Source organism: Senimuribacter intestinalis (genome assembly GCF_943192965.1).
Lineage (GTDB): Bacteria > Bacillota > Clostridia > Peptostreptococcales > Anaerovoracaceae > Senimuribacter > Senimuribacter intestinalis.
The window spans coordinates 256201-279618 of the sequence record NZ_CALPCF010000002.1 but is presented as its reverse complement, the minus strand read 5'-3'; the positions used below and the strand labels follow the sequence as shown (position 1 = coordinate 279618).

The window sequence follows — 23418 nt, the reverse complement described above, 5'->3', positions numbered from 1 at the left end:
TGTTTGTCAATGCCTGCTCCAAGAATTTTTTGCTATGACAGATAATACATGCTGCTTGTCCTCTTTCCGGGAAAAAACTACATCCAAAGTGCGCATAATCGCTTCATCTGACCTCTGATTGTTTTCCTCATACGCATTGATAATATTGGCACGCTTTTTATCCGAGTCCGTTGATACCAGTGATTCCGTGCTACGCAATCTTGACCGTTCCGCGGAAAGAACCATACCAGCTGCGAATTTAACATTAGCCTGAATGACCCCAGGGGTCAGTGTTCCGTTAAAGCCTCGAAATTCTACTGTTTTTTTGGATCCCAGCGGGGAAAAATTAATCATGCGGTATTTCTGCCCAAGTCTTCTGCTGATTCTGGAGAAAAAATCACTGGTATCTCCTTCGCCTGGAAGCCTCATAACAATACCTGTACGATTTAGATCTTCTGAAGATGCGGCATAATGACCTCCCCTGAACACGCCTTGCTCTCCTCCGGATAATCTTTTATAAACCTGCTCAAAACCAGCACCCATTTTAAAAAGGCGCCGCCATCTCTGTTTTTTACCATCCAAAGCTTCGGAAGCGCCTATATGTACATGACCACCAGTTTGAAAATTCACCTGTGCCCCATGTCGTTTTGCCACATCGCAGACCTTTTCAATCGTCCGCCACGTCTCCGGCGTATCCGTAAGGATTGGTGATATCAACTCCCCACCTCGGCTGCCTGAAGTAACACTTCCGTCTCTCTCCAGCGCCCATTTACCCGGAACGCGTCTGCCATGATACCCTGACATAGAATCATTTCCGCAGATACCCATCTGATACAGTTCTGCAGCAATCGCATCACTATCCCCATGGACAAATTCGAGTTCAATACCGAAGGTGATGTCAGATCCATTCAGCACATTCTCATAAGTATACGGCACCGGCTCGCCTTGCAACCGCGCCATATCGCTTTCAAATACATCAGGATGTTCCGTATAGAAAAAATCATCGTCGGTACGCGCTCTTGCCGCATTACGCAGCTCAGCCGCCGTCTCCGCCCTTTGATGCTCTGACAAAACCTGTCCGTTGGACATTTCTATATCTTCTCTGCTGCCCGGCATGATACCCTGTCTTGCCTGTTCTCTGGCCACATCCACAGCCTCAACATGCCGACATCTGCCCTGACGATGCATATAATCCGGACATGTACAAGTGCCTTCCCAGATATTTACCCGATAAGAACCTCCTTCTGTGTTTACCTCAGCTTGATCTCTATCCACAAAATCAACGGTGACTTGTTCACGCCTATGTCTGGTTCGACTATCAATTTCTACTGTAATCGGATCCATGGCCTGCAATCGTCTCTCCAGTCGATCGCTCATCTCTTGGTCATTTCTGTTCTCCTGCTCAGTTCGATCTATCTCGTAAGTTCTTCCTGCAATAGTTCCGCTGTTCCTGTTCTTGGGCATATTTCTGCCTCCCTTCTGTATGATTTATCATAGTACGCGAGATTTCTCAGCAAAATTTGATTTTTAGTTAATTCTCCCGGCGCTTTCCCCGTTTCCGACAGAATCCCACGGCGGCTATGGACATATGCCGACTGATTCAGCACCGACAAAGGATTGCTGCAGACATCCTTTAAGAACTGCACCCTTTTGGATGATACCATTCCCGCCACGATGATTTCTGTTTCTGCAGGAATCCGCTCTGTAAGATACTTAAAAGCGGCGAGATAGTGCACATAGAGGTTTGACGCCCTAAGACCCGTGCCAACGGTCTGAAAACTAAAGGCAACGCATCTGACACCTTTGCTATTGATTTCCTGGATCCACTGGTCCAGGTCAATCTTATTGTACCAAGAGATGTCCGGCACTGCCGGAAGTCCAGCATCCAACATCTCGTTATACACGATACTGCTGCGCTTAATGTTATATAGGTGGTCGATTCGCGGCGCATCTTCATAAACGCTGTAGTTCGGAGCTATGATCGCCTGCCAGGGAAATTCCTGCAGCTGTGCGTAGATTTCCCTGCGCTTATCCCAAATACCTTCCAAGGTTCGATCTTTGACATAAAATTGCAATACACCCTTCACTGGCTGCAACAGATTCAGTGTGTCCTGTATGCCTTTGCGCCTATACACCGGCGCTACACGCTCACCGTTTTCGCTGAAAAAATTACCACCGTGGATTCCTACGACTTGGCCGACATCAATAGCCTCTGGCATGTGATCTGGCAGCACGGGAATCAATGCTGGCAACTGCCGAGACATATTTCCTTGCAATGTGACTTGACCGCCGCCTACTTGAGCTAGATAATGCCAGGAGAAACCTCGTCGCGGGCAAAGAGAAAAGCACTGTTTACAATCAAATTTGCAAAAAGGCATCTCACATAGACTACAACCTTGGCAATACATACGCAGATTACAGATATCACAGCTCCGTTCACACAAATTATTCATAGTCTGAACACCTCAAATTCCGCTTCCACCGCTTCAATGGCTTTCAGCAGCTTTCTCCTTTCCTCCTGGTTCATCGGCACACCGCGCAGCAAAAGCAGCTGCCTTTTCACAATACGCAGCAATCTGACCAGTTCGATTACCGCCATTTCATAAACCTTATCCATATTCCTCCTCCGTTTGCATGTCTGTCTAAGGCTCAAAATCACACCTAGAATCGTTTTTGGCATCTTTTTCGATATTCTTTTCGCCCAGGACGATAAAATCGCTTAAAGCGCAAAATAAAAGCTCACATCTGTGCCCGCATTTTTGAAAACCGAATCCCATTCACCCTCTCCTTCCTCACTTCGCGCACACGCGCGTTGACTGTTGAGGATGTTTTTCTAGTAATTAAAGTTTTTTGTTGTAGTTCTAGTAATTCTATATAAATATACTGTTTATATTAGTGTGGTCAAAACGACTACATGGACCCATTTCAACGGTTTGCGGGTTTTTTGCATTTTTTGCCCGTGTGGTCATTTCAACTACATGGACGAATTTCAACGTTTTTACCGCGTGGTCGTTTTGACTACATGGACAAATTTCAACGTTTTTACCGTGTGGTCGTTTTGACCACATGGATCCGCTCCAATGTTCCCAGTCATTTTTCCACGTTTTCAAAGCACATCTCAAACGATATCCGGCAGTCCGTGGTCTTCCAAATAGGTTCGACGCCGGATATCTATTTCATCACGTTTTCTCATCAGTTGTTCTTTTTCCGCCGCATTATCAGTTAACATTACTTTCGTAAGTCTGCGCATCACCTCGGTATAATCAGATTCAAGAGTACGTAGCTCCGGATGCGCATCCAAAATCTCATAGCGCTTCGTCTTTTCTGCCTGTTCACATTCATCTTTCTTTGCATCCTCTGCTTTCTGCCGTTGTGCATCCTGATATGTCAGGAAATCCTCTATCTCAAACGGGCTGTTACAAATCAACGTCTGCAAAAAACTTCTCATATTATAAATTTTGTAGTCTTTATTATTTAATATTTTCTTAAATTTAAAAAGTACAGTTCTTGTTGTATCTGCGTTTAGATTGTTCAAAACTGCAGCTATCTGCTCTCTTGACTTTATCGTTCCTCCAACCTTAATCTGCTCAGAATCCGCCATATCTGTGGCTGCCATATAGATCTTCTCTAAATGCTTTTTGTCGTTTGGCTGCTGCTGTGAAATCTCATCAATTGCCATGACTTCACGCAGCCAGCTGTTGCCCCTTCCGGTTTCAGGCATTGGCGCCTGCCGTCTTCCCCGCTGTTCGGAATTTCCCGATTCGGAGTAATTGATTCTACTTCGTTTTGCTTGTTTTCTCTCTGCCGCATCTCCCACCGAACATTCTACCTGTTCTCTTGCGGCTGCTCCGCATAGCTCCGTCTCACTATTTGTCTGCAAATCCTCTTCCTCTGGAACGGGATTACTTACAAGAGTATAAATATTTCGATCAAAAGAACCATACCTGTCTCTCTGTTTTGTAACAGTAATATATCCGCATTGCTGCAACAGTGAAAAATGTTTATAATAGCGCTTTGATGACATCCCTAGTTCTTCCAGCATAATATCGCGGCTCGGAAATGCTGAATTTCCATTCCCAGCAAATGACGCTATGTACCCATATATAGCTTTCGCTTCCGGCGACAAACGTCGATCCCTGTAAAGAATCTTAGGACTGATGCCGAAGCCCTGTGATAATATCCCTTCTGTTCTCAAGATTTCAGTTATTTCTTTCATGGTTATACCTCTCTTCTTTGACGTTTGACGCAAAATCGAAAAAGGGTCCATCACAACAGACGTTAAAACATCTGGAGCAATGGCCCCACATCAATCCACATATTCAGTTTTCCTATAAAAGCAGTGTTCTTCTCAAATGATTATCCTGAATTTTTAATGAACAGCATTCTTATTTTTTTCCATTTTCTTTTTTAGAATCATCAATATAAGCCCTATAATAATGGACAATATTGCAATCCCCGCTGTTACGATCAATACCTTCTGTAACAGCGAAAGTCCCACTTCTTCGTAATCCACAGTTACCATCACTTCATAGCTGATATCTTTCATACCGTTGGTATATGTTGCTACTGCATCATAAGTAGCAAGTGCCGGACTATCTGCTGTCAACTCTTCTTCGTAATAGGCCGTCCAGTCGCTCACTTTCCGTAATCCGCTAAACTCTGCGTATCGAACAGTTTGCCCATTTTCTGTTACATAATTGCTGCTCCATTTTCCATCGGTAATGCGGTAATCAGCTGGATTATAGTTCAAATGCCGCAAAATAGTTTCTTGATAACCTTCAAACGTTGGTGTTTCTGGATTATTCGGGATTTTCGTGTCTTCCAGCTTATAATAAGCGACATCTGGATCACCGATGAACTTTGCAGTCACTGTGAATGGCTTGCTATAGCTACTGCCAGTCTGTTCAATTCTCTGTAATTTCCCAATTACAGATATTTCTTTTCCATCCGGCAAAGATGCTATAATTTCTTTTGTTTTTGGAGCTGTCGGTCTTTTATCACTACTATAGGTAAGTGTACCTGTTGCAGCATTGCGGCGATGCTCTGTCCACTCTACATCATCAAGTTTCAGCTTTTCGCCTGATTTCGTAATACTGTTCTGCACCTTTTTGTCGGTAAGATTTGTATAGGTCTTTTTTACTGTAACAGGCTCACTTTTGCCTACTACATTTGCAGTCACTTTTACTGCCTTATATGTCCTGCCATCCTCATCAATTTCTGCAGTCATATTGGCAAGCTCACCTTTGCCGAGATCGTCAAGGGTGATATTTGCATAGTCTTGACCCGTTGTGATAGTCCATGCCTTTGTTGTCATGCTCCCTGCATAAATACTTGATGTAAGCGATAGCAGAAATATAAGGCATAGCACCGTCACTCGCTTTCTCTTCATTTCATCACCTCCGTTTTTATATTACAAAAGGCAGCTTACTGCTGCCTTTTGTCTCTCATTATTTATCCAATTTTCTCGTTGCAGCCAGAAGACTTCCCGCCGCAAGCAGAATCATTAAATACTTTAAAAAGTCAAAGTCATCGCCTGTTTGTGGCGTTCTACCAGGTTGATTATCCTGCCCGCCCTCAGTCGGTTTTATCTCGCCCTGATTGCTACCGTTATTCGGTTTGGCTGGTTTTATCGGTTTCTCCGGCTTAACATTGTCATCTTTATCTTTGCTGGCCAGAATGTATGTGCCGGCAGAAGATGTTTTTACAGCGACCCAGTTACCACCATCTTTATCATAGCGGTTATTATCAAGTTCCTGCTCTTCTCCATTTTTTAGATGGATTGCGGTAATCTCTTTGTCCAGTAACGGGCCGTCCGCATTTAACAGTAGCGTGATTGTGCCGTTTATGGATTCAATCTCTTCGTCGCCAATAGTAATAATTACTCGGTAGACAATTCCATCGTCTCCGGCAATTTCTTTTGCCTTGCCAGCTGGATCATTGTCTCGAATAATCGTAACTACGATGTCATCCTGTCCAGCTTTTTCAGCGAGGTCTAAAACGCCGTCGGTGTCTATTACGACTTTGCCGATCAGCGTGTTGATAGACAGGTCAAGCCCCGGTCTTTTGCTGATTTCCTCTAGCAGCGAGCCGGGAATCTTAGTGCTGATGTCATCGTCATCTGCTGCTGGTTTAATTACCACAACGTCAGAGTCATATAGATCAGCTTGCCGGAGTAGTTCACGCTGGTTTTCTTCTTTTACCTTATTTGTTCCATCATCACCCTTTACAGTCGGTGTTGTCGTAGTAGTAATATTTCCGCTACCATCATATTTTGGCACAACCTCTGTTACGACATCAGAGGTTTCTGGTATAATGTAGTTAAATTTGCTTCGTGGCATTGTCAGATATCCGCCGGTCTCGGCGCTTGCGCTTTGCGCATATGCGCAGGCAGGGACAGCGATAAGCATAGACAGTACCAAAGCCATTACAAGGCTTCTTCTCATTTTCTTTCTTTTCATTCGCTCTCCCTCCTTATTCCGCTCCGGTTACAGTTACAACCAGATTTGCAATCCGCTGCTTGTTTATAGCGTTACTTACAACGCCCGTCTTACCGGTCAGCTTAAATACCTTTTGTTCATCGGTAGGAATACTGCCGCCAGCGGTATATGCACCTTTGGACAAATCAAATTCGCCTATTACAAGCGAGAACATTTTACTATCCTTTGCAAGTGCGGCAAAGTCAGTACTGTTTGCAGCAAGCGTCCAACCATTTAATATATTGTTCACCTGCACGCTGCTAACTGTAATCTCTTTACGACCAAGATTTTCTACCGTTAAATCAGTAACAGTTAAATCTGCAGTATTTGCAGAACCTGTCATGTCAATAGATTCAGTTACAGCAAAGTCGAGCATCTTGCGAAGGTACACATGGCCTTGTGAAACGCTTCCACTTGGACCGTATTTCGCTTCGGTTTCCTCTGCCCAGCTGTATGCTGCATCATCTGGCACAAGGTAGAGCGTGCCTTTCCCCAGATTTGCATTCTTTGCAAAGCCGTTCCATTCGCCCTCTTCGTTGCAAGTCTGCACGCCGTTTATGATTAGCTCGCCGTAAACTTCCGATGAACTATTAAACATATTGCTAATGTCACATGCTGCTGGAATGGTAAAGCTGTCAAATCGCACCGCTCCGCTGCTCATAAACATTCCGCTTAAATTTGCTCCACCTGGGAATTTCCAGTTTTCAATGCCGGAAAGCTCTATCGAGGTTGTCGCGCCCATGCAAAACCAACCAAACATGTTATGTGCGTCCTTTACGTTTGACACATCCCAGTTTTCCAATCCTGCAATTTCGCCGCAGGTGGATTCCCCAAACATTTCAACTGCTTTAGTCACATGTGACATATCAAGCAGGGACAAATCCATCCTGGTTACATTTAGCGCAAAGAACCATCTTGATGTATTCACGGGTGAAATTTTGCTGCCAACTTCTACAGCGGCTATATCATCTAACCAACTCCATGGTACGCCATTGCCGTCTATGTTGTAATCATTTTTTACGCCATCCCATGCAGGGTATTCTTTTTTGACTGCACCATGCTTTGCTTCATTAGCTTCCTGGTCCTTTCCAGATTCATTGATAATCAGGGTTCCATCTTCATAAACCACTGTTCTCATCAAGTAGTCTCTGAGCAAATATATATTGCCCTCTGACTCACTGCCAGAAGGGCCGTATTTACTAACAGCCTCTTCTGCAAAAGTAAGCGCCTCTTTATTGGTTGGAGCAAGATATAAAGCACCGCCTTTAGTATTTGCATTCCACGCAAAGCTAGTGTCTCCACCATATTCCGAAACTGGCTTGCCTGTAAGTTTCAAGGTGCCCTTCACATTATGCGCGCTCTGAAACATATTATCAACGATACATCCGCCCGGAATCGTTAATGTGCCAATGTTGTATTCTGAAACTGACGGCGTGCTTCCTGTGATGCTCGACATGTTAAACATGCCGGACAAGATTGCGTTGTTATTAAATTTCCAATGATCAAGTCCCAGAAACGTAACTTTCTCCGCTGAAACTCTGAAGCTGGCGAACATATTGCGCATGTTAGTGACATTAAAGATGACCCATTTTGATAGATCCATCACAACTTCTTGTTTGTCACTGCTTGCACATTCCGCAAACATGCTTTCTGTATTTTCAAGGTTTACAGTAACCCAGTTTTCAAATCCGGAAAGATTAACAGAAACTGCTTCATCCCCCAGACCATAGAACATCTTCGCCGTAGTTTTAATTTTTATGGTATTCCATCCGTCAAAACTCGAAAGATTGACCACCTTAGCACTTCTGCCGACAAACTCAAACATTTGGCTGGTATCTTCGGCATTTCGGATATCCCAATTTGTGAAACCTGTAATCGTCACGCTGCTGGCAAACTGACCAACCCACATGAACATCCCATGCAAGTTTTGCAGCTTACCAACGTCCCAAGTTTCCAATCCGGAAATTACAACGTCTTTCCCGGAAGCCATCCCGCCGAAATTGTAAAACATCTGATCAGCACTCGTAACATTTGACATATCCAGCTTTGATAATTCTGCGGTGGCCGCATAAGAACACTCGAAAAACCATTTTGATGTGTCCACAGGTGAGATTTTACTGCCTACCTCAACTGCTGTTATATCATAGCGATAACTAAACCATGGCACACCGGTATCTCCAAAGACATAGTCGTTTTCTTCTCCGTCCCAGGCAGGAAATTCTTTGCTGGCTGCGCCGTGTTTCGCTTCATTAGCAGTTTGATCCTCTGAAAGTTCATTCATAATAAATGTACCGTCTGCATAAAGTACCGTGCGACTAGCCAAATCCTCAGCCTCCAAATACACATGACCCTGCGAAACGCTGCCAGAAAGACCATATTGGGATTCCATTTTCATTGCCCAATTATGTGCGCTTTTATTCTCTGGCACAAGATACAACGCTCCACCGGTTACATTAGTATTAAGGGCGAATTCAAAATCAATACCTGTAAGCCCGTCGCTCGACAAAAATACTTTGCCTCGTATATTTTCCGCTCGTGCAAACATTGATGATACATAGGAATTAGGAATATGTATACTACCAAAATCCAAATTTTTACTTTCTGCAAACATTCCAGAAAAGTCTGCGTGAGGACTATCCCATTTTCCAAGGTCAATTTTCAGTGAACCTCCTATGCGCGCAAACATAGTTGTCATACTACCATTGCTTCTAAAATCCCAGTCATCGATAGTAGATAAAATGACCTCTTGTGCATTAGCGCCAAGGCTTGCGAACATAGACTCTGTATTCTTGACGCCTGCCATATTCCAATTTTCCAGACCTGTTATGCTAACTTTATTTGCATAGCGACCGCACCCCTCAAACATAGAGACGGTAGTGCTTAAGCTATCCGTGCGCCATGTGTCAAATGACAATGTAACACTATCAGCTACTGCGCCGAAATCTTCAAACATATACGAAGTATTCGTTACGTTCGACATATCCAAGTTTGTAAAGTCTGCGCTGCTTGCTTGGTCACAACCCGAAAACCAAAGTGCTGTAGATACAGGCTGTATGTTACTTCCTATTTCAACCCTCTGTATTAAGTCGCGTTCTTCAGCCCATGGCAACTCCGTATCGATGTCAAAACTATATGGATTTTCGTCACCATCCCATGCTGGATATTCTCGAATGATACCGCCATGCTGCTCCGCATTGACTTCCAGATTCTCCGCAAGCTCGTTGATAATCAGAGTGCCGTCCTCATGCAATACCGTTCGAGTATCATCGGCTACAACTACAGTCGCTTTTGCCTTTTTAATTTTCTCTGCCGTGGCTTCTTCTGCAGATTCCTCGCCTTTGGACACTGCGGTATCTTGTATCGCAGTGTTTGGATCTTTATCTGGCACATTCTGCTCTTGGTTTTCCGCATCTTCCTGTATCCCGTTATCTGCAGGCTGTTTCAAAGTACTGGACGGCTCAGCAGCAAATGTCGAAACAGAAATTGACAGAAGCATGGAGGCTGTCAATGCAATAGAAAGCCATCGCTTTATTTTCTTCTTCAACGTTTTCCTCCTTTCTTGTAAAAAGGACGTCCCTGACAGGGACGCCCTATCCATTAGTCATTGAGATAAAGGTCAATAATGGTATTGTTTTGACCAATTAACTCATTATCCATATTGTAATTGTAAATTTCAGCAGTTGCTTGATTCTTCCCTTTTTTTAGGGTCGATGTATCTACAATATCTGCCTGCACAACATCCCCGGATTTAATAAGCCCAGAATCATAAACGTAGGTATCCCCCACTCTAATTTTACACTGCAGCTGCCGGTCTTTATTCAGATTCGCAAAGGCTAAGTCCTGCATAGTTTCCTCATAAATCTGTACCGCAGAATTGATTCTGATTCTAAGCTGCCCATCGTTCATATTATTCAGTTTTTCGTTTGTCTGTACGATAACGGCCGTTTTGCTGGTCTCAAGACTATCTGTGTGCAGGGCGTAAAATAGTCCTACACCCATCAGAACAACTGCGATTAGTAAAACTACAATCAGTATTTTTTGTTTTTTGTTCTTTTCATTTGTACTTTCCATTACGTACCACCCTTCCTAATTGCAATAATTTATGCCAGACTTAAAGTCAACACAATAGATGCAGCCTGTACACGATTTACAGATGTCGTTACAATGCCGGTTTTACCCGTAAAAGTAATATCCTTAGATGCACCCGCTCCTACATTGCTGTCAGCAGCGGAAAAAGTCGGGCAAGTCTTTGTGATGTCCCATGTTGAGCTGCCAAGCGTCGGTGTTAAAGACAGTTTTTGGGCGTTAGCATTTAATGACTTAAAATCCGTTGTAGCTTCTACAAGTGTCCATCCGGTTGCCGCAGTCGCAGCAACTTTGTCGATGTTGACAACACCAGCCTCACTGTTATTGGTAACGGTCACTTTATCCACTGTCAGGTCAACAGAATTTGCTACTGCCGTCATGTCAATGGATTCTGTCACAGATACGTCGATGGCTGTTGCTGGAATCGTCATATAGGCTGCAACATTGCTGTCATCAGCAAAAGCTACTGCAGATGTGCTGACCATCATACACAGCACGCATACGATGGATAAAATCTTCTTTTTCATTTCATGTACCTCACTATATAGCTTTACGACTATTCTTCCACTACAGAAACTGTTGTAACGAAGTTAGCAACCTTAGCCTTGTCCAGCGCTGCGGTTACTCTGCCAGTCTTACCAACAAGTGCAACAGTTACCTTATCCTGCGGATTGATGTCACCAGCGTCAGTATATGCACCTGTGGACATATCGTGGCTTCCTGCTGCCATGATGCCGATTTTCTTTGCGTTAGCGCTAAGTCTTGCAAAGTTGGTGGAATCAGCAACAACTGTCCAGCCATTATCGCCGGTGACTTCGATGCTTGCGGTCAATACACCGATTTTGCTGTTGTTGGTCACTTCCAGGTCATTGGCAGTTAAGTCTGCCGAATCAGCAGTACCGGTAAAGATGACTTCCTCTGTTACGCTAAAATCAATTGCTGTAGCAGGAATATTGATGTAAGCCTGCGTGTTCTGCGGATTTGTTTCCGCTGCGAAGCAGTTTGCAGCAGTACCCAGTGTCAACGTAAGTGCGCACAGCGCGGTAATCATTTTCTTTTTCATTTTTGTTTTTCCTTTCATATTTAAAATTAGTAATTTATTATTTCGTGCCAGATTAGGCGGCACGTAATGGACTTTTTTCAGATTCAAAGACCGTTTCCATCAATAACTGATAAGTCATTGGGGCTTTTGTTTTGAGCTGATCCGGATCTTTAATCAAAACAGCGATACATTCTGCGAGCCATTCTGCTGCGTTACTCACATAGTACGCACCAAGCTGTAATTTCCCGTTCTCTCTCATGAGATATTCCAGTTGATTGATACTTTGCCCCGGCCACAAATGCCTGCTCAAAGCATGACCGATTTCGTGATGCAGCGCATATTCCAGGTTATAATTTTTGATTTCCTTCACAAAAATCACAGCCTTCTTTGCGCTGCTTGTGGTATATCCTCCATTGCCATTTGTTTCAAAGGGTTCTTTCAGCTTTTTCTGGATATATATTTCTGCATCTCTCATAATTAACCCGTCCCGCATATATTGTGGCAATAAGGCATATTGCACATAAAACCTGTTTCTGATCTGGTTTTGTTTTGCGGCAGAATAATCCTTACTGTCAATATGCAGCGGTACATATGTTGGCTTTTTAACCTTTTTAATCGCTGCCGACTTTTTCGATATATACTGCAATTTTCCGTTTAAAAAAACTACATACCAATTCTGCATTTCGCCGATAGTGTATAGCTTTGTTTCTTTCGTTTTCACCTTGGAAGCAGCGCTTCTCGGCGATGCGTAAAGATACAGCTTTGGTGACACCTCTAATTCCTTAAAACAAAACTGCATCGTATATACAGTTTTTGGTTTCTTTGTCGTCAACTTAGATGCAGGGAGGTAAAAGGTTTTGCCAAAGTAGGTCGTTTGGTAATAGTAGTCCTTTTTACCATCCGGCATGGTGGCATAGACCTTTTTTCCAACTTTGATTTGTTGATTTTTTCCCACTGGGCAAACCGCATATTTTGCGGTTTGATAACCGTTACTATAGATCCATGTCTGCTGCTTTGCGTACATGGTTTTCTCGCTGGTTCCAGCAAATGCTGTGCTTGTGCAGCACAGGTTTAAAGCCAAAAGAAAACATAATATTAAGATGATTTTCTTTTTCAACGTTTTTCCTCCTAATGAAAAGAGGACAGCTAAAAAGCTGCCCTCTAGGGTAATAACGTATTCTTTTATTCTTTTCTCTCTTTTGTCCTTACTTTGCGATAAATTTCAAACAAAGCAAGGCATGCCATCACAGCAATGGCAATCCATATCAATAGATTTGCAGTATCTCCGGTTTGCGGCGTGATTGTGTCGACTGTAATGCTCGTATCATCATAAGGATTCGGTCCTTTTGGGGGTGTCAACTCGACAGTACCGATTTTCTTTTTAAAGATCACTGTCTGATTCTTATCCTTGATATCCTTATGAACCGCAACTTCTTTGCCATCATATTTGAGACTTTCAAATACAACGGTTGCTTTTCCAGCAAGTGCAGATGCGTCCAGAGTAAATTCTAAGGTCACACTTCCGTTTGCGGAGTCTGCAACGAAGGTCTTTTCTGCGGTTATTTTTTTGCCGTCAACCAAGAGCGCCTTACCAGTTTCCTTGTCCATCAGCACGCCGCTTACGGTATATTCCTTGCCAGGGATCAGATTGTAGTATGTTACTTCGTCCTTAATTGTAACCTTTTTATCTGCATTAGAGATGTGATCTTCTGTCTCACTATCTGTTGCATTGGTTTTAATTTTGGGGAAGTAAATGGTCTGTCCCTCATCGGTAATATCCTTGTGGGCTGCTGCCAGCTTATCTTCCGGTGTATCCGGCTTACCGTCTTTATCGGTGTCAATATTTTTATATAACTCCTCAAATACAACGGTTGCCATATTTTCTAACTTGGAACCATCGAAGGTGAATTCCATATCAACGGTGCCGGAGGATTTTTCCGGTATGAACACTTTCTCGGCAGTCACAGGTTTACCATTTACCAGTAATTCTTTACCGGTTGCCTTATCCATTAACACGCCTTTTAAGGTGTATTCCTGACCAGGGGTTAATCCGGTATAGGATACGGTATCAATGATTGTAACCTTACTATCAGCTTTTGAGATGTGCTCATGAGTTTCACTGTCCTTTGCAGTTGTGCGAATAGATGGAGTATCCGGTGTCCCTGGAATATCCGGGATTTCCGGTACATCAGTCGGAATTCTGTCATTTTTGATGTTGTTTACAGTGATATTTAGCACGCCCGCATCGGTATTGTTTCTTGCATAGGTTTTAGCAGTGGTGTTTTTGATGTTAATCAGCTTCATTGTTTTGAGGAAATCGGCTGTTACTGGATTTCCGTCAACAGACAAGATGCTTTCTGTTTCCAAGTCATCATCAACATAACCGGAAGCATCCATATAGAAGTTGCCAGAAGCATCAAACTGAACGGTATAAGTAACGCCGTCAGCAAAGTTGATAACAGCTTTTGTAGCATTTACAGCGGTTTCATATACAGGTTTTCCGTCTTTATCTACCTTCTGGATTTTTTCTCCATCCGGATTATCTGGGTTTTCGACCATTACAGGTGTTTTAATAATTCGCTTCAACGTGATGCCATCTGCATAATCTGCAGCATCTAATTCGTTTTCATCTACGGTTACACCAGTTACAGTGCCTTTAGTAAAGGTCAACTCTGCTGCAGCATAAGCGTAGTCAATAGACGCAGTGACTTCGGAAGTTCCAACTGCACTTGTCAGTGCCAGCTTCTTGTTTGCAGGCCGCACTACAGTAAAGCCACCTTCGCCCTTATGGGTGTTTTTCGGTGCTTCGTATTCATAAGACACCTCGCTGAGCCAATTTGTTTTAGTTACTTTCGGGCTGTAGGCAACAATTGTCTTTGTTCCTTCAACGGTTTTTGCTAAAGTCGTTTCGTTGCCAAGGTCTAATTCAGGGGCTGCACCACCATCGAAAGTTGCAGTATATGTTGTCTTAGTAGCTGCAATATTTAATGTGCTGCCGTTTGCAAATGTAACAGTGCTGCTCTTTCCCGCAGGAACCGTAACTTTCGTTCTGGTTCTGCCGTCCAGTTTTTCTACAACGACATTTTCTGTAGTCACTGACTGCAGCAGATTATATTCTGTGCCATCTACTTTCAGATTGTTCATCGGCTTACTGTACAGGCTTTCGATATTAACAATCGTCTGGTCGTTGCCGTCCTGCGTAACATAACCGCTTACTCCGATATCATCATAAGCAAAATCAATCTGATCCGCAGTCAAAATATCCACGGCGTCAAAATAGTATTTTGTTCCGTTCAGTTTATATCCTTCCGGTGCAGATAGCTCCTTAATATAGTATTTGCCAAGCGGCAACTTCACGATTGCTGTACCGCTGCCATCTTCTCTAGTTGTGATTGTTCCAACTAAAGAATCCGGACCAATCTTTTTTGCATCAATTTTTTTCTCGGTCTTAGTATTTGCGATAATTTCTTCAGCGGAAAATACGCCAAATACAGCACCGCCGCCCGGCTGATATTCTTTGCTCTTGTATGAGGTTTCAAATAACTTAGAAAGGTCAACTTTTACACTGACTGCTGAGTTATCCAGTGTCGCTTCATCCCAAATGAGAGGCGTATACTGATCCGCATATTTCAGTTCAAATTCTCTCCACTCGGAGCTATTTACATGACCGTTTCCGGACTTCACTTCTTGGATGTAATATTTACCAAGCGGCAGGTTTGGCGTTGTTGCAATACCGTTTTCATCGGTGGTAATTGTAGCAACGGGGCTGCCTAATGGATATACCATTGTGCCTTCAATGCTCTTAAACACGAGCTTACCGGCTTCTTCACCGTCATCGGTGCAGTTTATCGGCTGCAGGGTTGTTGTATCAGGGTATGTTACCTTAAAGCCGAGGTTTTCGTCCTTGTTATCAGTTACAATCACGATTTCATAGGATACTTCGTCTTTGCTTTCCGGGCTGACTTCATGACGGATTACCTTGACATAGTTTGATTCATCAAATACTCTGTCAAACTTTGTGTTATCCGGCGTCAGGTCTTTGCACCACTCAATCAGCTCTGTTTCTTCATCAGTTGTATATTCAATAGTAGGATACAGCTTTTCAACGGAAGTTGTATCTTCCGGCTTGCTGTCCACGCCAAAGTTATATAACTGGCTCTGTTTTACGTTAATGGTTGTAATCGTCTGGCCGCCCTGATAAATCATAGACGTTTTAATGCCGTTATTTACCTTAAAGTAAACAGGAGCTGCATCAGTCGGTGCAGCAGTAAATGTTGTGATATTATCAGTTGTTTCATACTGATACGCATCAGAGTGCGTAATTTCCGGAGTTACTTTCCAAGGGTTTGTTACTACGGTTTTAGCAATCTGTGCTGCATTGTCAGCAGCAGCATCTACGATCAGACCGTCAAAGGAGAACACAAAGCCGTCTGCACAGTCAAAGTGCTGAGACAATGTGAAATCCCATTCCTGGTGATAAGATCTGTAGAAGTTGCCATCCGCATCACAGCTTAGCCAGCGGCCCACGCCGCCATCGACAGCCCATACCATATATACTGCTTTACCGGATTCTGCATCATTTTTTGTAATCTGATACATATCAGTTTTATCAGTTTTTGTAAAGCCTTCCGGCATATCTTCCGGTGTATTTACATCTTCAAATGCGCCTTTTTCATCGGATTCTACCCATTTCTTTTTGCCGTTGTCGTTTACATAAACCTTATAAATGGTTTTTGTAACCGGTTCGTTGGTTTCTTCGTCAAGGATTGGATTTCCATCATCATCAACCTGTGGTTCTTCAAAGGTTGCCAGATACTTGTCAGCTTTCTTCACAAGTGTCCAGCCATCTTTGACCTCCGGATCTTTATCCTCGTCAAGAGGTACAACAAGTGTCATTGGTTTCAAAATTCTGGCGGTAATATCATCATTACCATATTCATCAACAACTTTCTTGTTTAATTTCACCATGTTTTTGTTCGGCAAAATCAGGTCCATAATATCAACATCTTCTTCCCCACTTTTTAATGTTGGAGTTGTGTAGTCGATACCTGCAACATAATCATCCGCTACCATGTCTTTCTTCACATGGATATTGGTATAGTTCATGCCGCCCTTTGTATAGCTGAGGGAGTAATCTACCGTGTATGTAGATGTGGTTCCTTCCTTGTCCTTTACAGAGTATTTTGCGGAATAAGTCGCACCTTTTTCAGACTTTGCAATGTATTCGGTTCTGCATTCATTGTCATCACCGATGTCAAGCCCAAACCAGCGCAAAATCTTTTCGCCAGTCTTCAGAAGCTTTTCCCAGAAGCTCAGTGCGCCGTTCTTTTTGCTATGGTCACGGGTGACTTCTTCTAGCGCCACTTCTTCATTTGTTTTGCTGTCATATGCTTTGATTCTCTGCACATCATCGACCTGCAGAATATCTTCTGCTGCGTATACGTTGAATTTAGCATTCTTTAATTTTGTTTTGCCCCATACTGCAGAGAAGCCTTTGTTTCCACCAAATTCTTCATTCAGCCAGCCTGCGAGAGATTCACCATTTTTGGTAATCTGGATTTTTCCTTTGACCGGATTGTTCGGCATTTTAATAGTCAGATAGTAGGTCACATAGTCCTTGCCGTCCTGATGCGGCGTCTGCTCTGTAACACTAAACTTATATTTGTTAAAAATAACCTTCTTGTTACTGGTAAAGTCCGTTACTCTATCACCAGAAGCATCGTAGATAACAACAGCATCTTCGAATTTCTTCGGCATATTTGTGCTGCTGCCGACACCTTTTTCATCGTATTCGCCGATAAAGTATCCTTCTGGGGCAGTCACTTCTTCAATCTGATAATTACCGTACTCAAGCTCATATGGCAGCACAATTTGACCGTCCGCATTACACTTGAAAATGTAATTGTTCTTGCCGGATGCAGCGCCATCGGTGTAGCTGCTACCATTTGGCAGATACTTACCGTAGTTTGGAGACAAGGTTGGATCTGCTAAATCCGGATTGCCCAGATATTTGATTCTAAATGCAGCGTTTTCATTCAGTCTGACAGGTTTGCCGGTTTCGGAGTTTGTTTTGATAATCTGCACCTTATTTTTCTTTGGTGCATTGTCCGTATCAGTGGAAATCAACTGTCCGTCTTCTGTTACTGTCACCTCATGGGATTCAAGGACATATCCGTTAGAATCCGCAGAAATTTCTTTTACGAGGTAGTTACCATAAGGCAGATCGATAATCCTAATCTGACCAAACTTGCTGACAGTTAAAGGATGTTCATCATCTGCCGGTGTACCGCTATTGTCTTTTACAACACGATAGCAATTGGCAAATTCATCATATCCTTTTTCCCCTTCTTTCACAGGTACGACTCTGATATATGGGTGGTCTTCAAAACCTCCAGAGGTAAGCTCAATGGTCCACTTAGAATTTGTCGAGTATTCGAGTTTACCGCTTCCGTTATCTGGAGTGAACGGGTCAAGGTCTGTTTTTGTTTTTACAATCTGCAAACGCCCACGGTAGTTATCATTCACGTATGCCTGACTTCCCATATCATCCAACATCGGCTGCGGATTTTCCGGATCGATATCTGCAGCGTCTGTTAAAGTACCGTTTTCATAAGTGATGTTGTACTCAATCGGACCACCGTCTACAGCGTGCGCATAATATGTGATGGTTCCGTGGTCACGAGTACCGCCCTTTTCATCCGGGAAACGACCGTCTGGCACGCCCGACTCTTCGGTGCTAACCGTCTTGGTTCCCCTCCAGTAGTGATGTACAGTGACTTTCTCAGTTCCCGTATCCTTTTTCTCTACTTTTTCATAATCCAGTTCAGATACATCATCCCATGGCATAAAGCAGAACGGCTCATCGCTATATCCATTTACGTCCAGTGTTTTGGAATCAACTACTTCGCCGTCTACGAGAAGGTCTATCGTTGCATCCAGTGGAGCATCACCCATACCGGTATGCGTATTATTGTCAAAGCCTAAATTGGCATCCAGTTTCTCAACGTCCAGCTCAAAAGACGGCAGTTTCGGTTCCTCCGGCTCTCCTGGCTCCGGTTCTGTTTCTTCTGCTGCCGCTAATTTGAAGTACAGTTCAATCGGGTCATCACCACCGGTTGCAACAGTCTGCAGGTGGTTGGAGTCAGAAATTGGGCTATCCTGTGTGGTGGTCCAAACCAGTAAATCCTGTTTTGGCTTGGAAATACCTTTTACATCTTTCGTTGCTTTAATAGGTTTTTTGATTGTGTTAGGATCTACATTGGAGGTAATGGTGTACTCATTGCCATTACGCTTAATCTTGATATTCTTATTAGTAGTTTTAATATCTTGATTCAGTTTATTAGAATCCTTTACGACTGCAACCCAAGTACCATCTGATTGAGCTTGCATTTTAATAGTTTGACGCTTTTTTATTTGTCTTTCTGTAGGTGCTGTAAAACTGAACTGCTTTTGATATTTTTTAATCTGTTCATTCATCCAGTTGTAAATTTTTTCAGCTGGTCTACCCTTTACAGTGTCTTTAAACCAGTTTGCACTCATTGCATGAGAACCGGTTCTTGCTTTAAGACCGCTTGTAGGGGATTTTCTTAAACCTTGCTGATATTCCCAGATGATGTTTTGTGTAGCCCAGTACCAGTCATCCAGATTGCAGCCCTTTACAGGCACATCAGATTGCGTATGTCCCGGCTGTCTGCCAAACAGCAAAGCAAGTTGCATTCCCCTTAAAGTATCTTTGCTATATGGTCTCATCCATCTCAGTCTTTCTAATTCCTGCTGCGCATCGGCACTGTAGCCTGTTGCACCTGCATTCAGCCATGCACCATGCTCCAGACAGTATCCGCTATATTCGTGTTTTCCATTTTTTACAACGATGGTTTTCTTGGCTGAGGTTGCTCTTGCAAGTCTGTAAACAAAACCATCACCGGCACGATTTGAGAATTTCGCCCAGTAGAAGCCGCCGCCTTTATTGTTTGGATAATATGGCTTTCCATCAGAACCTTTCAGCTGTCTGCCGTCATAGACAGAGGCTTTCGTGGCTGCAAAGGCTTCAAAGGTGGCCTGCGGCATATATGCTGCTAAGATGGTAAAAATCAGTAACAGCATCATGCTGCGGCGCAGCCAAGGATGTTTCATTCTTTGTTCCATACTTTTTTGTTCCTCCTTCTTAAATTATGTTGAAATTTAGTAGTGAAATATATATAAAAACGGCTATGCAAAGGCATAACCGTTGATTTTTTTGTATGAAAAAAGACTCAGTATATCTGAGCCTTTTTGGTAAATTCGTATGAAGTTTATTATATATAGTTTAAAACATTACGTAAAAGTCATATCCCGCTCTATTTTTTCTGGTGTAAAGCGAAAAACTGTCTATTCCTCCCCATCCAGCTTCAAACTGCTCATCTGCCGGATACCACACTAATGGATTATCTTCAAATTGACCTTTGATAGAGGCCTTGATTGCAGATTTCATTTCTTTGAGAGCAATTTCTTTTGACCAGTAATAATCGATTTCCATAGGAAACATTGCAGACCATGAACTGTTTTCTGGTGTGTATCTTTTGAAGGTTGGGTCTTTTGTTGCATCTGTTTCTCCATATCTGACGCCTCTATAGCCGGATTCTGTTGTCGGATCTTCAATATGTCCGATAAAATGATCCATCGTATATGTGGCTCCTTCTGGACCGGTATATAGTTTATGGATTGGTTCGTCATTTTCATCATACTGATCTGTAAATTCTAATCGTTTACCTTCGATGCTTTCTCCATATGCAATAAGTTCCGGCATCAACTCTTCCATAGTCCAGTCAGGAACATATTTCTTTGACGTTGAAAAGTAGCTATAAATCTTTTTCCCATTTACAATACGGTATGCTCTTACCTTATACTCATAGGTATAATAGTATTTAAAATCTGTAGAATAGCTATCAGTAAAGGATGTCTTCTTTGTAGTACAGATTTTTTTATAGCTGTTCTTACCCTCACGGGTTCTATATACTTCGTAGCCAGATGCACCGCTAATAGCTTTCCAAGTAGATTTTGGCGTACGGTCATAAGGGTTTTTATCTGTACCGCCAAGTGTTACAGTAACAGTCGGCTTTGTTAAACGAGCACTTGTGCTCTTTACCGGCGAGAACTTGGTGTAGTAAGTCGTTTTACCAATCTTTTTATAACCACGCATTTTATAGTAATAAGTCTTGCCGGTAGTTCTGTCGGTGTTGATATAAGACAAAGTATCCGAACTGGTTGTGGTTTTCACGAGGCTATATTTACCATTTTTAGAAGTTGCTCTATATACTTTATAGCCGTCCAGACCGTCAATCTTATCCCAGCTTGTCTTGATTTTCGTGTAGCTATAACTGGTCGCCTTAAAATTTTTCGGCGTGATAGCCCTGACCTGCTTACTTGTCAGCTTCACTTCTGTTGGAGTTGATTCTGCAGGAGCCTGATTGTCTGTTGCAAATACTGGAACTGCCATAGTCAACACCATGGTCAAAGTGATGAGCAGGGTTATAATCTTCTTCATTTCCGTTTCCTCCTTTACTTTTTAACAGTCCGTCAGCAAGGTAGTTACAAATGATTTTGGATCAAGCACAGCCACCCTGGACTCTATATAATCTTTTGTATTTCGTGTCACTATACAATCAGCTTTGATACGTTCTGCAGTTTCCATCATTACAGCATCCTCAAAATCACCACTATCCTTTATGAGCGCTTCATGACAATCAGAAGCTGCTGTATCCGCTATGGTAAAAAGCTCCGTCAGTTTACGCAAAATCTCCCGCGTCGCTTCATTATCATGAGTGAAGCGATGATGTATATAAAACAAATCCGTTATAGACTTTGCTGTCAGGATGCCTTCGATTTGATCCGACGCTGCAGCATAGAAAATTTTGACGGCATCATGGAAAAAGGGTTCTCTCTTCTGTAATACATCCAATACCACGCACGTATCAATAACCACTTTAATCATAATACTTTTTCAGCCTTTCTTCTCTTGCCTCTTCCAAAGTGATATCTGCCGGCAGAATACCGACCAAAGAGTCGACAATATCCATTTTTGTTTTATATGGGCTTGTGAGCTTTGCTACGACTTTCCCATTTCTGGTAATGTACACATCTTCCGTCTGTGATATTGTTATATATTTTCCTAAATTATCCCTAAACTCTGTAGTTGTGATTGACATATGCCAGCCTCCTTTCTGTACTTTTATTATATTATAAATGTACAAAAAGTCAACTCTTTCGTACATATCTTCTAGATTCGATCCCATCCCAGATTCATAGCAGTATTGGCATTCACCTATTTAACCACTCATTTAAAGTTCTGCTCATTTTGTGGAAGAGGATCTACCTGCTCAGGTAAAATTTCATTCGCAACAATAACCTCTCGAACCTTCTTATGGTTCTTTCTTCTCTTCTGTATTTTGCATGTAGCATAACCCTTTTTATCAGTAATCGCATAATGGATATCTCTACCGTTATAGTCTATCGTTAGCTCAGTTACATCGTCATAGCTATCAATTATCAAGCCACAGTTTTGACTCGGTTCCATCTCTACAGAAGACCAATCATATAAATTTTGAGTTACTCCATTTTTCAAATGGAGCTCCGCAATTAAAATGCATAATGAGGAGTTGTTTCGTACATGTATGTATCTATACCTTTTATAGAAATCAATCTCTTTGCACTCGCTGAGATTACAAATTTTAACTGGACTATTTTTTGAAATAGTAAAATAATAGCAATTCTGATAATCAAAATTTTCCCAATCAGCAGGTGAAGATATTGTACTGCTGCGTACCTGAATATCACCCCTAAGAATTAAGTCCTCTAGCAATTTTCCTCTGTGAAATGTAAAATAAAGTTTGCTGTTTAAAACTCTTGTAGTCACTATGCTTGCCAACACCGAGAGTAGGATGCTTAATAACGCAGTTCCGAGGGAATCCATATTTCTACCTCCTGCGAACTAGGGTCTCGCCTTGATTGATAAATAAATGTCTTTCGACTCTTTCAAAGCCTTTGCCCACCTTTTTATCCTTGACTTATTGTAATTCCTTACGCTCTCTAGTACAATATATTCGCCTAAGTTCTCTTCTTGCAGTAACGGGTATCCAAGTATATACAATGTCAGCGTATTTATAATACTAGCAGGAGCTTCTGTCCCAACAAAACAAATTACATCAAACGGTCTCGCCTCAAATACAATAAATGGGCCTTTCAACATTGCTTCTTGTTTTTGCAATTCCGGCGGGAGATAAGGTATGCTAAAATCATAATACGGAGTATTGTCTTTTCCTATATATGCTTTTAATCCATCAATTTCGAGAAGATCTAATGTACGAAGCAAAGTTGTAAAATCTTTTTTCTTTGGTTCCATAAAATACAATTGCCTTTTTTTTATATTACAAACGGTGTTTGCATTTGATAAATCAATTTTATCACTAAACCTTCTGAATGGAACATTTTCTATATTATTCTCCGGTTCATAAATGCCATCCCGATTAAAGGAAATTTGGAAACCATCTAGCCATTTCAATCTCTCAGCCTCGTAATCTTCTATACCAAGGGCCTTTAACAATTCCTCTGTTTTTCCTGGACCATGTCCGCCGTATCCACAGTTATATTGCTCTGCAAATAATAAGTCGCCTTCAAAATTTTCAATTATTATAGTATTCTCCATACTTTCATCATAAGGATAATTAAACATGAGAAAGTTTTCTTCATCAAATGAAACCGTAATACGATAACAACCGAAAGCTTTAATCTTCAGCGCCAGCTCCTTTGGCCGAAGCTCTACTCGAGTTCTTTGTGGGATTACCATAATTCTGTTTACCT

Annotated in this window: 19 protein-coding genes; all 19 read right to left on the bottom strand. The window is 42.3% G+C overall.

Annotated features, from left to right (window positions below):
• Window positions 1–6: 6 nt before the first annotated feature.
• The 19 genes from NFR88_RS03315 to NFR88_RS03230 all read right to left on the bottom strand — a co-directional run bounded on the left by NFR88_RS03315 (window position 7) and on the right by NFR88_RS03230 (window position 23404).
• On the bottom strand, window positions 7–1443 hold the full coding sequence (locus tag NFR88_RS03315; RefSeq protein ID WP_251613532.1) for an amidoligase family protein: 1437 nt from the start codon (window positions 1441–1443) through the stop codon (window positions 7–9).
• Window positions 1392–2243, bottom strand: coding sequence for a DUF4417 domain-containing protein (locus tag NFR88_RS03310; RefSeq protein WP_251613530.1), 852 nt, complete (start codon window positions 2241–2243; stop codon window positions 1392–1394). The genes NFR88_RS03315 and NFR88_RS03310 overlap by 52 nt, the downstream gene beginning before the upstream one ends.
• A gap of 38 nt (window positions 2244–2281) precedes the next feature.
• On the bottom strand, window positions 2282–2419 hold the full coding sequence (locus tag NFR88_RS03305; protein WP_251613529.1) for a hypothetical protein: 138 nt from the start codon (window positions 2417–2419) through the stop codon (window positions 2282–2284).
• A 9-nt stretch (window positions 2420–2428) separates the two neighbouring features.
• Complete coding sequence (locus tag NFR88_RS03300; RefSeq protein WP_160202098.1) at window positions 2429–2596, bottom strand: hypothetical protein; 168 nt, start codon at window positions 2594–2596, stop codon at window positions 2429–2431.
• A gap of 25 nt (window positions 2597–2621) precedes the next feature.
• Window positions 2622–2756: a hypothetical protein gene (locus tag NFR88_RS15040; protein ID WP_285813809.1), complete on the bottom strand. Its 135-nt coding sequence runs from the start codon at window positions 2754–2756 to the stop codon at window positions 2622–2624.
• 341 nt (window positions 2757–3097) lie between these two features.
• Window positions 3098–4195: a helix-turn-helix domain-containing protein gene (locus NFR88_RS03295; RefSeq protein ID WP_251613527.1), complete on the bottom strand. Its 1098-nt coding sequence runs from the start codon at window positions 4193–4195 to the stop codon at window positions 3098–3100.
• A gap of 153 nt (window positions 4196–4348) precedes the next feature.
• A complete protein-coding gene (locus NFR88_RS03290) occupies window positions 4349–5368 on the bottom strand; it encodes a hypothetical protein (RefSeq protein ID WP_251613524.1) in 1020 nt (339 codons plus the stop codon).
• Window positions 5369–5426: 58 nt separating this feature from the next.
• Window positions 5427–6437, bottom strand: a complete 1011-nt coding sequence (locus tag NFR88_RS03285) for a hypothetical protein (protein WP_251613522.1) — start codon at window positions 6435–6437, stop codon at window positions 5427–5429.
• 13 nt (window positions 6438–6450) lie between these two features.
• Window positions 6451–9999: a BspA family leucine-rich repeat surface protein gene (locus tag NFR88_RS03280; protein ID WP_251613519.1), complete on the bottom strand. Its 3549-nt coding sequence runs from the start codon at window positions 9997–9999 to the stop codon at window positions 6451–6453.
• A gap of 53 nt (window positions 10000–10052) precedes the next feature.
• Complete coding sequence (locus NFR88_RS03275; protein ID WP_251613516.1) at window positions 10053–10526, bottom strand: hypothetical protein; 474 nt, start codon at window positions 10524–10526, stop codon at window positions 10053–10055.
• A gap of 29 nt (window positions 10527–10555) precedes the next feature.
• The gene (locus NFR88_RS03270; RefSeq protein WP_251613514.1) at window positions 10556–11068 is read right to left on the bottom strand and encodes a hypothetical protein; all 513 of its coding nucleotides are present in this window, start codon (window positions 11066–11068) and stop codon (window positions 10556–10558) included.
• Between the two features lie 29 nt (window positions 11069–11097).
• The gene (locus tag NFR88_RS03265) at window positions 11098–11604 is read right to left on the bottom strand and encodes a hypothetical protein (RefSeq protein ID WP_251613512.1); all 507 of its coding nucleotides are present in this window, start codon (window positions 11602–11604) and stop codon (window positions 11098–11100) included.
• 52 nt (window positions 11605–11656) lie between these two features.
• Complete coding sequence (locus NFR88_RS03260) at window positions 11657–12700, bottom strand: hypothetical protein (RefSeq protein WP_251613510.1); 1044 nt, start codon at window positions 12698–12700, stop codon at window positions 11657–11659.
• Between the two features lie 65 nt (window positions 12701–12765).
• A complete protein-coding gene (locus NFR88_RS03255; RefSeq protein ID WP_251613508.1) occupies window positions 12766–19728 on the bottom strand; it encodes a VaFE repeat-containing surface-anchored protein in 6963 nt (2320 codons plus the stop codon).
• A 160-nt stretch (window positions 19729–19888) separates the two neighbouring features.
• Window positions 19889–21106 (bottom strand): fibronectin type III domain-containing protein, encoded by a 1218-nt coding sequence (locus NFR88_RS03250; RefSeq protein WP_251613506.1) that lies wholly within the window; start codon window positions 21104–21106, stop codon window positions 19889–19891.
• Between the two features lie 21 nt (window positions 21107–21127).
• Window positions 21128–21553, bottom strand: a complete 426-nt coding sequence (locus NFR88_RS03245) for a PIN domain-containing protein (protein ID WP_201759517.1) — start codon at window positions 21551–21553, stop codon at window positions 21128–21130.
• On the bottom strand, window positions 21546–21767 hold the full coding sequence (locus tag NFR88_RS03240) for a type II toxin-antitoxin system Phd/YefM family antitoxin (protein ID WP_251613504.1): 222 nt from the start codon (window positions 21765–21767) through the stop codon (window positions 21546–21548). Before NFR88_RS03240 ends, NFR88_RS03245 begins: the two co-directional genes overlap by 8 nt.
• Window positions 21768–21895: 128 nt before the next feature.
• Window positions 21896–22531 carry a hypothetical protein gene (locus tag NFR88_RS03235; protein ID WP_251613503.1) on the bottom strand — a complete coding sequence of 212 codons (636 nt, stop codon included), beginning with the start codon at window positions 22529–22531 and terminating at the stop codon, window positions 21896–21898.
• Between the two features lie 18 nt (window positions 22532–22549).
• A complete protein-coding gene (locus tag NFR88_RS03230; protein ID WP_251613502.1) occupies window positions 22550–23404 on the bottom strand; it encodes a hypothetical protein in 855 nt (284 codons plus the stop codon).
• Window positions 23405–23418: the final 14 nt, after the last annotated feature.